The 13674-nt window shown below is 64.8% G+C and carries 16 protein-coding genes; 10 read left to right on the forward strand and 6 right to left on the reverse strand.

The genetic code is table 11. The features are described from left to right. The first annotated feature begins 291 nt into the window (after nt 1-291). Together WMC41_RS08855 and WMC41_RS08860 are read left to right on the forward strand one after the other, a co-directional pair. The gene (locus WMC41_RS08855) at nt 292-792 is read left to right on the forward strand and encodes a single-stranded DNA-binding protein (RefSeq protein ID WP_432347727.1); all 501 of its coding nucleotides are present in this window, start codon (nt 292-294) and stop codon (nt 790-792) included. Nucleotides 793-872: 80 nt separating this feature from the next. Continuing rightward, entirely contained in the window at nt 873-1280 is a 408-nt protein-coding gene (locus WMC41_RS08860) for a cupin domain-containing protein (protein ID WP_244765529.1), read from the forward strand. 216 nt (nt 1281-1496) lie between these two features. Here the strand turns inward: WMC41_RS08860 and WMC41_RS08865 are convergent, their stop codons facing one another. Then, nucleotides 1497-2126, reverse strand: a complete 630-nt coding sequence (locus WMC41_RS08865; RefSeq protein WP_244765528.1) for a MarC family protein — start codon at nt 2124-2126, stop codon at nt 1497-1499. Nucleotides 2127-2368: 242 nt separating this feature from the next. Here WMC41_RS08865 and gyrA point away from each other — a divergent pair, with 242 nt between their 5' ends. Then, nucleotides 2369-5149, forward strand: a complete 2781-nt coding sequence (gyrA, locus tag WMC41_RS08870; RefSeq protein WP_432347729.1) for a DNA gyrase subunit A — start codon at nt 2369-2371, stop codon at nt 5147-5149. Nucleotides 5150-5370: 221 nt separating this feature from the next. Here gyrA and WMC41_RS08875 read toward each other — a convergent pair whose 3' ends face one another. Next, nucleotides 5371-5517 carry a hypothetical protein gene (locus tag WMC41_RS08875; protein WP_244765526.1) on the reverse strand — a complete coding sequence of 49 codons (147 nt, stop codon included), beginning with the start codon at nt 5515-5517 and terminating at the stop codon, nt 5371-5373. A 13-nt stretch (nt 5518-5530) separates the two neighbouring features. Next, nucleotides 5531-5656 (reverse strand): hypothetical protein, encoded by a 126-nt coding sequence (locus WMC41_RS08880; RefSeq protein ID WP_256388514.1) that lies wholly within the window; start codon nt 5654-5656, stop codon nt 5531-5533. Nucleotides 5657-5905: 249 nt separating this feature from the next. Between WMC41_RS08880 and coaD the strand changes: the two genes are divergently transcribed. The 6 genes from coaD to tgt all read left to right on the forward strand — a co-directional run bounded on the left by coaD (nt 5906) and on the right by tgt (nt 10334). Continuing rightward, entirely contained in the window at nt 5906-6400 is a 495-nt protein-coding gene (coaD, locus tag WMC41_RS08885; RefSeq protein WP_272805424.1) for a pantetheine-phosphate adenylyltransferase, read from the forward strand. Between the two features lie 33 nt (nt 6401-6433). Further along, nucleotides 6434-7003 (forward strand): peptidylprolyl isomerase, encoded by a 570-nt coding sequence (locus WMC41_RS08890; protein WP_244765524.1) that lies wholly within the window; start codon nt 6434-6436, stop codon nt 7001-7003. Nucleotides 7004-7085: 82 nt separating this feature from the next. Further along, on the forward strand, nt 7086-7601 hold the full coding sequence (locus WMC41_RS08895) for a peptidylprolyl isomerase (RefSeq protein ID WP_432347730.1): 516 nt from the start codon (nt 7086-7088) through the stop codon (nt 7599-7601). An 80-nt stretch (nt 7602-7681) separates the two neighbouring features. Beyond that, the gene (locus WMC41_RS08900) at nt 7682-8131 is read left to right on the forward strand and encodes a DMT family transporter (RefSeq protein ID WP_432347731.1); all 450 of its coding nucleotides are present in this window, start codon (nt 7682-7684) and stop codon (nt 8129-8131) included. Nucleotides 8132-8139: 8 nt separating this feature from the next. Beyond that, complete coding sequence (gene queA / locus WMC41_RS08905; protein WP_432347733.1) at nt 8140-9207, forward strand: tRNA preQ1(34) S-adenosylmethionine ribosyltransferase-isomerase QueA; 1068 nt, start codon at nt 8140-8142, stop codon at nt 9205-9207. Then, nucleotides 9204-10334, forward strand: a complete 1131-nt coding sequence (gene tgt / locus WMC41_RS08910; protein ID WP_432347735.1) for a tRNA guanosine(34) transglycosylase Tgt — start codon at nt 9204-9206, stop codon at nt 10332-10334. Before queA ends, tgt begins: the two co-directional genes overlap by 4 nt. Nucleotides 10335-10358: 24 nt before the next feature. Here the strand turns inward: tgt and WMC41_RS08915 are convergent, their stop codons facing one another. After that, on the reverse strand, nt 10359-10775 hold the full coding sequence (locus tag WMC41_RS08915) for a DUF4864 domain-containing protein (RefSeq protein ID WP_244765519.1): 417 nt from the start codon (nt 10773-10775) through the stop codon (nt 10359-10361). 213 nt (nt 10776-10988) lie between these two features. Further along, nucleotides 10989-11510, reverse strand: a complete 522-nt coding sequence (locus WMC41_RS08920) for a GNAT family N-acetyltransferase (RefSeq protein ID WP_244765518.1) — start codon at nt 11508-11510, stop codon at nt 10989-10991. Nucleotides 11511-11912: 402 nt separating this feature from the next. On the opposite strand from WMC41_RS08920, the gene WMC41_RS08925 reads away from it, so the two are divergent. Next, nucleotides 11913-12857, forward strand: a complete 945-nt coding sequence (locus WMC41_RS08925) for a phosphoribosylaminoimidazolesuccinocarboxamide synthase (protein WP_272807459.1) — start codon at nt 11913-11915, stop codon at nt 12855-12857. On the opposite strand, the gene WMC41_RS08930 is transcribed toward WMC41_RS08925, so the two are convergent. Beyond that, nucleotides 12845-13672, reverse strand: coding sequence for an MBL fold metallo-hydrolase (locus tag WMC41_RS08930; RefSeq protein WP_432347736.1), 828 nt, complete (start codon nt 13670-13672; stop codon nt 12845-12847). The two genes, WMC41_RS08925 and WMC41_RS08930, sit on opposite strands and share 13 nt — an antisense overlap. Nucleotides 13673-13674: the final 2 nt, after the last annotated feature.

Consider the following 13674-nt stretch of genomic DNA (forward strand, 5'->3'; position numbering starts at 1 on the left):
GGTGTCCAGCGTCAGGAGTCGTTGCGCATCAGTTTCGGATCTGGCCCCTATGTAGGGATGAGACGGGGCGTGTCCATGCGCGGTCAGAGAATTCCGTGCCCGTTTCCGATTCGGTTGACAAGAGTGTAGGCATTTATTAGAACAAAAAAAGAACAAAAATCTGCAATTGATCTGTGGATTACCACTCTTGCGGGGCGGCGCCGGCGATCGCCAGCCGATAAGATGCCGCATTCGTGTAGTGAAAATGATGCCGGGCAGTCTTCGCCCGGCGCGACAACGGGAAGTACGGGTATGGCTGGAAGCGTCAACAAGGTGATCTTGATCGGCAATGTCGGGGCGGACCCGGAAATCCGGCGTACGCAGGACGGTCGGCCGATCGCCAACCTGCGCATCGCCACCTCCGAGACCTGGCGTGACCGCAACAGCGGCGAACGCCGCGAGAAGACCGAATGGCACAATGTCGTGGTCTTCAACGAAGGCCTGTGCAAGGTCGTCGAGCAATACGTCAAGAAAGGCGCGAAACTCTACATCGAGGGCGCGCTGCAAACCCGCAAGTGGCAGGACCAGACCGGCAACGACCGCTACACGACGGAAGTCGTGCTGCAGGGCTTCAACTCGACGCTGACCATGCTCGACGGCCGTGGCGAAGGTGGCGGCGAGCGCCGCGGCGGCGGCGATTTCGGCGCGGCGCCGAACTATGACGATTACGGCTCGCGGCCGGCTTCGGGCGGCGGCGGCAGCCGTTCGAGCGGCTCGCTCTCGCGCGACATGGACGACGACATCCCGTTCTGAGACGGCGGGACGAGGCCGGCCGCCGCGCCGGCCTTCGCCGGGCGCTTTCGACGGGCAGGCATGCTGGGAAGGGAAGCGTCATGGACTTTGAAAAGACGGCCGCAGACGTGTTGTTCCTGCGGCCGGGCGAGGGACGCAGCTATCCGCTCGGCCGCATGAGCGCGGTCTTCAAGGCGGACCATGGCGAGACCGGGAATGCCTACAGCGTCTCCGAATGGTGGCTGGAGCCCGGTGCGGCCGGGCCGGGCGCCCATTCCCACGCGGACAATGTCGAACTTTTTTACGTGATCGCCGGTGTCGCCAGCATCCTGGCCGGCGAGGACTGGCTGGAGGCGCCGGCCGGCAGTTTCGTGCGCATTCCGGCGACCGTGATGCATGACTTCGAGAACCGAACGGACGAGCGCGTCGGGCTGCTCAACGTGTTCCTTCCCGGCGGTTTCGAGGAGAACATGCCGGCGATCGCAAAATGGTTCGCAGAAAACCCCTGACCGTCGGAAACCCTGCGCGACGCCGGGCTGTGGTCTGTGAGGAAAGGCATTGTGCCTCCTCCTGCAAGAACCTCGCAGGCTTCTCTCGGGTGAGCCCAGGGCAATCGCCTTGGGAAGGAAACCGTCGCCCATCCCCTTCTTCCCCTCGGAGAGAAAAGGGAAGAGCGGTGACGTCGAGTTCCCTGTGCGATCGCCCGCGGGCGAGCACGGCACCCCTCAGCCGATGAACACCGATTTCACGCCGTCCACCACGAACTGCACCGCCAGCGCGGCGAGGATGACGCCCAGCAGGCGCGTGAGGATCGCGCGGCCGGTCTTGCCGAGGAAGCGGTCGATGCGCTCGGCGATGACCAGCGACAGGAACAGGATGGCGATGCAGAGCGCGATGACGCCGATGAGGGCGCCGCGCTCGAGCGCGGAGGGGAAGGATCCCGAGGTGAGGATCGTCGCGGAGATCGCGCCGGGGCCGGCGATCAGCGGCAGGGCGAGCGGGAAGACGGCGATGTTGTGGATGTGATCGCGGGTGATCGCCACCTCGCTGGTCTTCTCCTTCCGCTCGTTGCGGCGCTCGAAGATCATCTCGAAGGCGATCCAGAACAGGAGCAGGCCGCCGGCGATGCGGAAGGCGCCGATGGAGATGCCGAGCAGCGACAGCACGCCGGCGCCCGTCAGCGCGAAGACGGCGAGGATGCAGAAGGCGATGACGCAGCCGCGCAGCGCCACCTGCGTGCGCTGCGGGCGCGTCATGCCGACGGTGAGCCCCAGGAAGATCGGCGCAAGGCCCGGCGGATCGATGGTCACGAGCAGGGTCGTGATCGCATTGACCAGAAGATCGATGTTGAGCATGTCAGGCGTTCCCCTCGCCGTTGCGCGGCCGATTTTTCCCGGCCTTGTCCGGCTATTGTTAGGGGAGGGCGCCGCGCAAGGGAAGGGCGGCCGGACCATCGTGCCGCCACGGCCATGAAAATGCGCAAATTGGCGGATTTTACTTGGAAAAGCCTGTTCAAAACCCCTCGTGAAATTGGCGCTCCCAGCGCCGGTAGGCTATAAAATTCCCTTCTGATTCTGAACAACGATCGTGACCGAAATTGACAGAGCAATCGACACCCGGCGGCAAGAACCCTCCCGGCATTGAGCCTATTTCCATCATCGAGGAGATGCAGCGGTCCTATCTCGATTACGCCATGAGCGTGATCGTGTCCCGCGCATTGCCCGATGTGCGCGACGGCCTGAAGCCCGTTCACCGGCGCATCCTCTACTCGATGAGCGAGATGGGCGTCGACTGGAACAAGAAATACGTGAAGTCGGCGCGCGTCACCGGTGACGTGATGGGTAAATACCATCCGCATGGCGACGCGGCGATCTACGATGCCCTGGCGCGCATGGCGCAGGACTGGTCGCTCCGCCTGCCGCTGATCGACGGCCAGGGCAATTTCGGTTCCATCGACGGCGACCCGCCGGCCGCCCAGCGTTATACGGAATGCCGCCTGGAAAAGGCCGCCCATTCCCTGCTCGACGACCTCGACAAGGAAACGGTCAACTTCCGCGACAACTACGACGGCACGATGAGCGAGCCGGTCGTCGTGCCGGCAAAGTTCCCGAACCTGCTGGTCAACGGGGCAGGCGGCATCGCCGTCGGCATGGCGACGAACATTCCGCCGCACAACCTCTCCGAAGTCATCAACGGCTGTATCGCGCTCATCGACAATCCGGCGATCGAGCTGCTCGAGCTGATGCAGCACATTCCGGGGCCGGACTTCCCGACCGGCGCGCTGATCCTCGGTCGTGCCGGCATCCGCCAGGCCTACGAGACCGGCCGCGGCTCCGTCATCATGCGCGGCCGCGCCCACATCGAGCCGATGCGCGGCGACCGCGAGCAGATCATCGTCACGGAAGTTCCCTTCCAGGTGAACAAGGCGTCGATGATCGAGAAGATGGCCGAGCTGGTGCGCGAAAAGCGCATCGAGGGCATCTCGGACCTGCGCGACGAATCCGACCGACAGGGCTACCGCGTCGTCATCGAGCTGAAGCGCGACGCCAATGCCGACGTCATCCTCAACCAGCTCTACCGCTACACGCCGCTGCAGACCTCCTTCGGCTGCAACATGGTGGCGCTGAACGGCGGCAAGCCGGAGCAGATGACGTTGCTCGACATGCTGCGCGCCTTCGTCGCCTTCCGCGAGGAGGTCGTCAGCCGCCGCACGAAATACCTCCTGCGCAAGGCGCGCGACCGCGCCCATGTCCTGGTGGGTCTCGCCATCGCCGTCGCCAATATCGACGAGGTGATCAGCCTCATCCGCCGTGCGCCCGATCCGCAGACGGCGCGCGAGCAGCTGATGGAGCGCCGCTGGCCGGCCAAGGACGTCGATGCGCTGATCCGCCTCATCGACGACCCGCGCCACCGCATCAACGAGGACCTGACCTACAATCTCTCCGAAGAGCAGGCCCGCGCGATCCTCGAGCTGCGCCTCGCCCGCCTCACGGCCCTCGGCCGCGACGAGATCGACGAGGAACTCAACAAGATCGGCGAGGAGATCAAGGATTACCTCGACATCCTCTCCTCGCGCCTGCGCATGATGAACATCGTCAAGGAAGAGCTCATCGCCGTGCGCGAGGAGTTCGGCACGCCACGCCGCACCGAGATCGCCGAGGGCGGCCCGGACATGGACGACGAGGATCTCATCGCCCGCGAGGACATGGTCGTCACCGTGTCGCATGCCGGTTACGTCAAGCGCGTGCCGCTCGCCACCTACCGCGCGCAGCGCCGCGGCGGCAAGGGCCGCTCCGGCATGGCGATGAAGGACGAGGATTTCGCGACCCGCCTCTTCGTTGCCAACACGCACACGCCGGTCCTGTTCTTCTCCTCGCGCGGCATCGTCTACAAGGAGAAGGTCTGGCGCCTGCCGATCGGCACGCCGCAGTCCAAGGGCAAGGCGCTGATCAACATGCTGCCGCTCACCCCCGGCGAACGCATCACCACCATCATGCCGCTGCCCGAGGACGAGACGACGTGGGAAAACCTCGACGTCATGTTCTCGACGACCCGCGGCACGGTGCGCCGCAACAAGCTGTCCGACTTCGTCCAGGTCAACCGTAACGGCAAGATCGCGATGAAGCTGGAGGAAGAGGGCGACGAGATCCTCAATGTCGAGACCTGCACGGAGAACGACGACGTGCTGCTGACGACGGCGCTCGGCCAATGCATCCGCTTCCCGGTCGATGACGTGCGCGTCTTCGCCGGCCGCAACTCGGTCGGCGTGCGCGGCATCTCGCTGGGCAGCGGCGACCGCATCATCTCGATGACGATCGTCAGCCATGTCGATGCCGAGCCGTGGGAGCGCGCCGCCTACCTGAAGCGCTCCGCCGCGGAACGCCGCGCCAGCGGCGTCGACGAGGAGGACATCGCGCTGGTCGGCGAGGAGGTCGGCGAAGTCGGCGACCTGTCCGAAGAGCGCTACCAGGACTTAAGGTCTCGCGAGCAGTTCGTGCTGACGGTGTCGCAGAAGGGTTTCGGCAAGCGGTCGTCCTCCTACGACTTCCGCACCTCCGGCCGCGGCGGCAAGGGCATCCGCGCCACCGACACCTCGAAGACCAGCGAGATCGGCGAACTCGTCGCCGCCTTCCCGGTCGAGGACAAGGACCAGCTCATGCTCGTCTCCGACGGCGGCCAGCTGATCCGCGTGCCGGTCGACGGCATCCGCATCGCCAGCCGCGCAACGAAGGGCGTCACCATCTTCTCCACCGCCAAGGACGAGAAGGTCGTCTCGGTCGAGCGCATCAGCGAGCCGGAAGGCGAGGACGAAGCGGACGGCAACGGCATCGAAGGCGAGATCGACACGGGGGATGCAGCACCGCCGGCCGAGGAATAGGCCGGAAACGGTCCGGCCTTCGTAATCGAAACAAGAAGGGCCCTTTCCGGCAGTCACCGGAAAGGGCCCGTCTTCTTGAAACGGAAAAGCCGGACGGGCAGGGAACGACCGTCCGGCTTTTCAATTGTGCGGGCAGCCTGGAGGAAAGGCTACCCGCTCTGACGGCGGCATACGTGCTGCGGCATCCTGCGCCGGGGGCGCTGTGCCGCAGGGGGGCGTTCTCAGACGCCGAAGCCGCCTGCTTGGGTTTTCAGCTTGGCCGCCTTCAGGGCTGCGCGATCCCGTTTCAGTTCAAGGATCGTGCGCGCGAAGTCGAAGGTGAAGACGGTGCTGATGAAGATCGTGAAGAGGATGGTGAGCGCGGCCATGGTGCTATCCCGCTCAGCGCAGCCACTTGCCGCGGGCGGCGATTTTCGGCGTTGCCGGGCGATCCTCTTCCCGCAGCGCATGGATGGTCGCGGCGGTAAGGGCGATGAACATGGTCATGCAGAGTAGAGCGAGGGCCATTTTCGTGTTCCTTCAAGCCTAAGGAAACGCATTACTTGTTTCACTGTGTTGTGCCGGGAGAATGCGCGAGGGCGACCTTTGTTCCCGGCTCCGATGCTGCTATTTAGACATGGCCTGCCTGAAATGGTCTTGAACGGCCCGTTCATGCCGCGTTCATGTTCTTGGCAGGGGACAGCGCGGGCTGCGACAGGCCGCGCCCTTGCGGAAAGGGGCCGTCCGTGACAAAAGGCGGCAAACGGGACCCCGCCGATGACAGCTGCCTTCTACCCTGGCTCTTTCGATCCGATCACCAACGGCCATATCGACGTGCTCGTGCAGGCGCTGGACGTGGCGCCCAAGGTCATCGTCGCGATCGGCATCCATCCCGGCAAGACGCCGCTGTTCTCCTTTAAGGAGCGCGCGGACCTCATCCGCCAATCGATCGTCGAGGCGCTGCCGGCGCGGGCAGGGGATGTCAGCGTCGTTTCCTTTTCCAATCTCGTCGTCGATGCCGCGCGCGAGCACGGCGCGCGCCTCTTGATCCGGGGCCTGCGCGACGGCACGGATCTCGACTATGAAATGCAGATGGCCGGCATGAACCGCCAGATGGCGCCGGACGTGCAGACCGTCTTCCTGCCGGCGGGCGTCGCCTCGCGGCCCATTACCGCCACATTGGTCCGCCAGATCGCGGCCATGGGCGGCGATGTCAGTGCCTTCGTTCCGGCGCCCGTCTTCACGGCGCTGAAAGCCCGCAAGACGGGCTGAGCCCATCATCCTGAACCCCCTTAGGGAGCTATCATGAACATCCTCCGTTTCGCCTTTGCAGGAGCCCTGTTCCTTGCGACCACCACGAGCGCCGTCGTTGCCCAGGCGGCCGAGTTCATCACGATCCAGCTCAAGGACGGCCCGGTCGTCGTCGAGCTGAACGACAAGGTCGCGCCCAAGCATGTCGAGCGCATCAAGGCGCTCGCCGCGGCCGGCGAATACGACAATGTCGCCTTCCACCGCGTGATCGAGGGCTTCATGGCGCAGACCGGCGACGTGCAGTTCGGCGACATGGAAGACGGCTTCCAGCCGGGCGCGGCCGGCACGGGCGGCTCCAGCCAGCCGGACCTGCCGCAGGAATTCTCCGACGTGCCCTTCGAGCGCGGCACGGTCGGCATGGCCCGTTCGCAGGATCCGAACTCGGCCAACTCGCAGTTCTTCATCATGTTCGCCCCGGGCGACTTCCTGAACGGCCAGTACACGGTCGTCGGCAAGGTCGTTTCCGGCATGGAGAACGTCGACAAGATCAAGCGCGGCGACGAGGCCAGCAATGGCGCGGTCACCGATCCCGACCGGATGATCAAGGTCACCGTCGGCAAGTAATTCACTTTTCGGTGTGTCGCCCGTTGCAATTAAGGAACGGCGACACACCTTTTGCGCAACATGCCTTTGAAGGAGAAAGACCATGACCGAGATCAAGGATCCGGAAAACACCATCATCATGGAGACCACGAAGGGCAAGGTGGTCATCCAGCTGCTTCCGGATCTCGCGCCGGGCCACGTCGCGCGCATCAAGGAACTGACGCGCGAGGGCGCCTATGACGGCGTCGTCTTCCACCGCGTCATCGAGGACTTCATGGCCCAGACCGGCGACGTGCAGTACGGCAAGACCGGCGGCAAGGACTTCAACCCGGCCCGCGCCGGCATGGGCGGCTCGGAAAAGCCGGACCTCAAGGCCGAGTTCTCCAACATGAGCCATGTGCGCGGCACCTGCTCCATGGCCCGTAGCCAGATGCCGAACTCGGCCAACTCGCAGTTCTTCATCTGCTTTACCGACGCCCCCTGGCTCAACAAGCAGTATTCCGTCTGGGGCCAGGTCGTCGAAGGCATGGAAAACATCGACAAGATCAAGCGCGGCGAGCCGGTGCGCGATCCCGACACCATCCTCTCGATGAAGGTTGCCGCCGACGCGGCCGCCTGATAGAGAACCTTTCGTTTTCGACCGCGCTCGCCCCGGCGGGCGCGGTTTTTGTTTGTGCGCTTTTCAAGAGACAAGTCGATATGGCTGCTTTCCTCTGGGCGCTGCTCGGCATTGCGGCGGGCGCGTGCATCGCCATCCAGGCTCCCATCAATGCGTTGCTCGGCCGGGGGCTCGGCATGCCGGTCGCCGCCGCCTGCGTCTCGTTCTTCGCGGGCGCGCTCGTCCTCGCCCTCGTCGTTCTCGTCACCGCCGCCGTCGAGGGCCGGGCACCGGACTGGCGCGGCGCCGATGCCTGGCTCTATTTTGCCGGCGGCGCGCTCGGCACGGTCTATGTGACGACCGCCATCTTCCTGACGCCGCGCATCGGCGCCGCCGCCGTCATGGCCTTCGCCGTTTCCGGCCAGCTCATGGCCGGCATCCTGCTCGACCGCATCGGCTTTCTCGGCATGGCCATGCGCGAGATTTCCCTCGGCCGTATCGCGGGGGCCATGCTGCTCGTCGCCGGCGCGCTGCTGATCCGCTTGTACTGAGGCCCGGCATGCGCGTCGACCTCTTCGATTTCGATCTGCCGGAAGAAAACATCGCGCTGCGCCCGGTGAGCCCACGCGAGGCGGCAAGGCTGCTCATCGTGCGCCCGGGGCAGGAGACGCCCTACGCGGACCGCACCGTCGGCGACCTGCCGTCGCTGCTGCGCGCCGGCGATGCGCTGGTCTTCAACGACACGCGCGTCATCCCCGCCCAGCTCGAGGGCATCCGCCATCGCGAGGGCGCCGGCGGCCAGAAGGTGTCCGCGACGCTGCACATGCGCATCGCCGGCGACCGCTGGAAGGCCTTTGCCAGGCCCGGCAAGCGCATCAAGCTGGGCGACCGCATCACCTTCGGCGCGGCGGAGGCGCTTTCGGCGAGCGTCGAAGAGAAAGGCGAGGGCGGGGAGGTCACCCTGCATTTCGACGCCTCCGGTCCCGATCTCGACCGCGCCATCGCCGCCGTCGGCCATATCCCGCTGCCGCCCTACATCGCCTCCAAGCGCGAGGACGACGAGGCGGACCGCCGCGACTACCAGACGATCTACGCGCGCGAGGAGGGCGCCGTCGCGGCGCCGACGGCCGGCCTGCACTTCACCGACGCCCTCTTCGAAAAACTCGACGCGCTCGGCGTCGAACGGCATTTCGTGACGCTGCATGTCGGCGCCGGCACCTTCCTGCCCGTGAAGGCCGACGACACGACCGACCACGTCATGCACGAGGAGATCGGCCATGTGTCCGCGGAGACGGCCGCCGCGCTCAACGCCGTCAGGGCGAGGGGCGGGCGCATCGTCTCCGTCGGCACCACCTCGCTGCGCCTCCTCGAAAGCGCCGCGGACGAAGACGGCACGATCCGGCCCTGGTCCGGCGCGACGGGCATCTTCATCACGCCCGGCTATCGCTTCCGCACGGCCGACATGCTGATGACCAATTTCCACCTGCCGAAATCGACGCTCTTCATGCTGGTCTCCGCCTTTTCGGGCCTCGAGACGATGCGCGGCGCTTATGCCCATGCGATCGCCACCGGCTACCGCTTCTATTCCTACGGCGACTCCAGCCTGCTTTTCCGGAACGACCGATGACCGAAACCTTCCAGTTCAAACTGCTTGCGACCGACGGCAAGGCGCGCCGCGGCGAGGTCTCCATGCCGCGCGGCGTAATCCGCACGCCGGCCTTCATGCCGGTCGGCACGGTGGGCACCGTCAAGGCGATGTATCTCGATCAGGTGCGCGACCTCGGTGCGGACATCATCCTCGGCAACACCTATCACCTGATGCTGCGCCCCGGTCCGGAGCGCGTCGCCCGCCTCGGCGGCCTGCACGAGCTCATCCGCTGGCCGTATCCGATCCTCACCGATTCGGGCGGCTTCCAGGTCATGTCGCTGTCGGGCCTGCGCAAGCTCGACGAACAGGGCGTCACCTTCAAGAGCCATGTCGACGGCGCGCTGCACCACATGTCGCCGGAGCGCTCGATCGAGATCCAGGGCCTGCTCGACAGCGACATCCAGATGCAGCTCGACGAATGCGTGGCGCTGCCGGCCTCGCCGAAGGAAATCGAGCGCGCCATGGAGATGTCGCTGCGCTGGGCCGAGCGCTGCAAGACCGCCTTCGGCGACCAGCCGGGCAAGGCGATGTTCGGCATCGTGCAGGGCGGCGACATCCCGCACCTGCGCGTCCGCTCCGCGCAGGCGCTTGCCGATCTGAACCTCAAGGGCTACGCCATCGGCGGCCTTGCCGTCGGCGAGCCGCAGGAGGTCATGCTCGACATGATCGACACGACCGTGCCGCACATGCCGACCGAGAAGCCGCGCTACCTGATGGGTGTCGGCACGCCCGACGACATCCTGAAATCCGTCGCCCGCGGCATCGACATGTTCGACTGCGTGATGCCGACCCGCTCCGGCCGCCATGGCCTCGCCTTCACACGCCGCGGCCGCATCAACCTGCGCAATGCGCGCCACGCCGAGGACATGCGCCCGCTCGACGAGGAATCGACGTGCCCGGCGGCGCGCGACTATTCGCGCGCCTATCTGCACCACCTCATCCGCGCCAACGAATCGCTCGGCGGCATGCTTCTGACCTGGAACAACCTCTCCTACTACCAGGACCTGATGGCCGGCATCCGCAAGGCGATTGAGGAGGGGCGTTTTGCCGATTTCATGGCGGAGACGCAGGAGAACTGGGCGAGGGGCGATCTCGCCCCTCTCTGAGGGCGTGTTCCGCGCTTGGATTGCTCAGATCTGCGGCCCCGGCGCGGTGCGCACCATGTGCACGCCGTTGATCTTGTAGCTGCCGTCCGGCTGCTTCACGACCTGGTAGAGCGCCGTCCAGTCCTTGCCGTCCTGCCCTGAGATCAGCACCTCCTGCACCACCGTGTCATCCGCGACCTTGAAGCGGCCGAAGGCGAAATTGCCCGGGCGGTAGACCGGCGCGTAACCCTTCTTCACCATGTCGAAGAAGGCGTCCTCGGTTGGAAACTTCCCGCGGATGGTCGGCGAGGCGAAGGAATAAGCGGTCTTCGCGTCGTCGTTCAGGAAGGCGGTTATCTGGCCTTGGATGATACCCTGTACGGTATCGACGGGTTCTTCCGCCCGGGCATTTGAGAGCGGGGACAGCGAAACGCAAAGGAACACGGCGGCAAGCATTTTCATGGCGCACACTCCTTTTCGGACGAAGCTAGAATAGCATGGACGCCTGAAAAGAACCGCCATGCGGAAGGGCGCGCTGATTGCCGGGAAAGATATGCATGAATTTCGTTATAGAACAAAATGTTGCTGAATAAAGATAAAGTATGAATTTAATATCACTTGTTTGTGATATATCGGGGTGTTCCATGGCTGCGCGGCGGCTGGTGGCGCGAACGCCTATGCCTTCCGGAGGACGACGATGTCGCTTCCCTGATAGATCGAGCGGGCGAATTCGCGGAACCCGTGCCGCTCGGCAAGCCGGATGGAGGCCGTGTTTGCAGGGTCGATGATGCAGGTCACAGGCAGGCCGCCGTGGTTCGCCTCCGCCCAGGGCAGCATCGCATCCAGCGCCTCGCTGGCATAGCCGCGGCCATGGAAGCCCGGGAGCAGGCCCCAGCCGGCTTCCAGCGTGTCTTCGATGCTGGGCGTCATCTCGCGGCGCATCTCATGGAAGCCGGCTTCGCCGATGAGCTGCCCGGAAGCCTTGTCCGTGACCGCCCAGAAGCCGAAGTTCATGACGCTCCACATGCCGATATGGCGCAGCAGGCGGATCCAAGACTGTTCGCGAGACAGCGGCACGCCGCCGATGTAGCGCACGACTTCGGGCATCGTCCACATCGCGGTCATGGCATCGAGATCGTCCGGGCGAAAGCCGCGCAGGACGAGACGGTCGGTTTCAAGCACAGGGATGTCGGGCATCGGGATCGTGGCGGAGGCTGGAAGATGTGGCGATCTGGGGAATGGACGTCGGCTTCGATCGGGAAAGCCGCTGGCCGGGATTCGGGATATTCTACTACGAATTGTTCGGGACCGTCGATATCGCGTGAACGAAAGTGGCGGTGATCGGCGCGGGCGAGACGCGCCCGGCATCGCGGGACGACGTTTTAATGCGAAGGCATTGAATTCATGGGCGTGCCATAGCCGTAGGGGGCGTATCTTCCCATATCCATAAGTCACATAATATAGATTATGGAACCAATCATTGCCCGCAAAGCCCCAAACCCTCTGGAAATCCGGTTTCCGCCTTGACCCTTCACCACCCGTGGCCTTAAGCGAAACGGCAGACGAAACCAACAGCGAAAGCCCGCCACGATGAGCGATTTGCGCATTCTCTCCGACGCCCATATCCCGGAACTGCCGAACCGCTACAACGGCAAGGTCCGCGAGAACTACGACCTTGCGGACGGCAGCCGCGTCATCATCGCGACGGACCGTCTCAGCGCCTTCGACGTCATCCTCACCGCCATTCCCTTCAAGGGCCAGGTTCTCACCCAGACGGCGCGCTACTGGTTCGAGGAAACCGCCGACATCTGCCCGAACCACGTCATTTCCTATCCGGACCCGAACGTCGTCATCGGCACGCGGCTCGACATCCTGCCGGTCGAGATCGTCGTGCGCGGCTATCTCGCCGGCACGACCAGCACCTCGATCCTGACGAAATACCGCAAGGGCGAGCGCGAAATGTACGGCATCACGCTGCCGGATGGCCTGAAGGACAACGAGAAGCTGCCCGAGCCGATCATCACGCCGACCAGCAAGGCCTTCGACGGCGGTCACGACGAACCGCTCTCCGGCGCGGAAATCCTTGAGCAAGGCCTGCTGACGCCCGCGCAATGGGAAACGGTGTCGCGCTATGCGCTGGCGCTCTTTGCGCGCGGACAGGCCCGTGCGGCCGAACGCGGGCTGATCCTCGTCGATACCAAATACGAGTTCGGCACGGACAAGGACGGCCGCATCGTGCTGGCCGACGAGATCCACACGCCGGATTCGAGCCGCTACTGGATCGCCGACAGCTACGAGCAGAGTTTCGCCACGGGTGGCCGCCCGGCGAGCTTCGATAAGGATTTCGTGCGCGCCTGGGTCACCGAGCGCTGCGATCCCTACAAGGACCCGATCCCGGAAATCCCGCGCGCGCTCGTCGAGCAGACCTCGAAGGTCTATATCCAGGCCTACGAGCAGATCACCGGCAAGACCTTCGTGCCCGACCTTTCGGGCGCGACGGTGCTGGAGCGGATCCGTAACAACCTGAAACCCTATTTCGCCTGATCGTCCGGAAGTTCGATCTCGAAGCTGAGCCCGTCAAACGCCGGTTCCACATGGTCCGGCGTTTCCCCTTGCACCGTGTCGTAATCGAGCGGCACGTGCATATGGGTCAGGATGGCGCGTGCCGGTTTCAGCCGCTCGATCCATTCCAGCGCCTGGCTGAGCGACAGGTGGCTGGAATGGTAGCGGTATTGCAGGGCATCGACGATCAGCACGTCGAGACCCTCGAGCCGCGCGACCGTCTCGTCCGGGAAGTCGCTGATATCGCTGCAGTAAGCGACATTGCCGATGCGGAAGCCGAGCGAATGGATGGAGCCGTGCACCTGGAGGAGGGGCTGGAAGGTGATCGCGCCCCCTCGCCCGCCGATCGTCAACGGCGCATCCATCGGCTCGATCAGGTTTTCCGTCACGATGGGCGGATACATGCTGCCCGGCGGCGTCTTCAGGCAGTAGCCGAACCCCTCGCGGATGCGCTCCATCGTCACCGGATCGGCCCAGATCGGCACCTGCTTGTGGTTCTGCAGCACGAAGCCGCGGATATCGTCGATGCCGTGGATATGGTCGGCATGGGCGTGCGTGTAGAGCACCGCGTCGATGCCTTCCACGCCCGCGGCGATCATCTGCATGCGGAAGTCCGGCCCCGTATCGATGACGACGGTGGTCCTGCCTCCCGGGCCGACCTGCTCGACGAGGAAGGCGGCGCGGCTGCGGCGGTTCTTCGGATTGGAAGGATCGCAGGCGCCCCAGTCGCCGGTGATGCGCGGCACGCCGGGCGAGGAGCCGCAGCCGAGGATGGTGAAGCGCCGTGTCGTGGCCACGG

The sequence above is a fragment of the Shinella yambaruensis genome, assembly GCF_050859155.1.
Lineage (GTDB): Bacteria > Pseudomonadota > Alphaproteobacteria > Rhizobiales > Rhizobiaceae > Shinella > Shinella yambaruensis.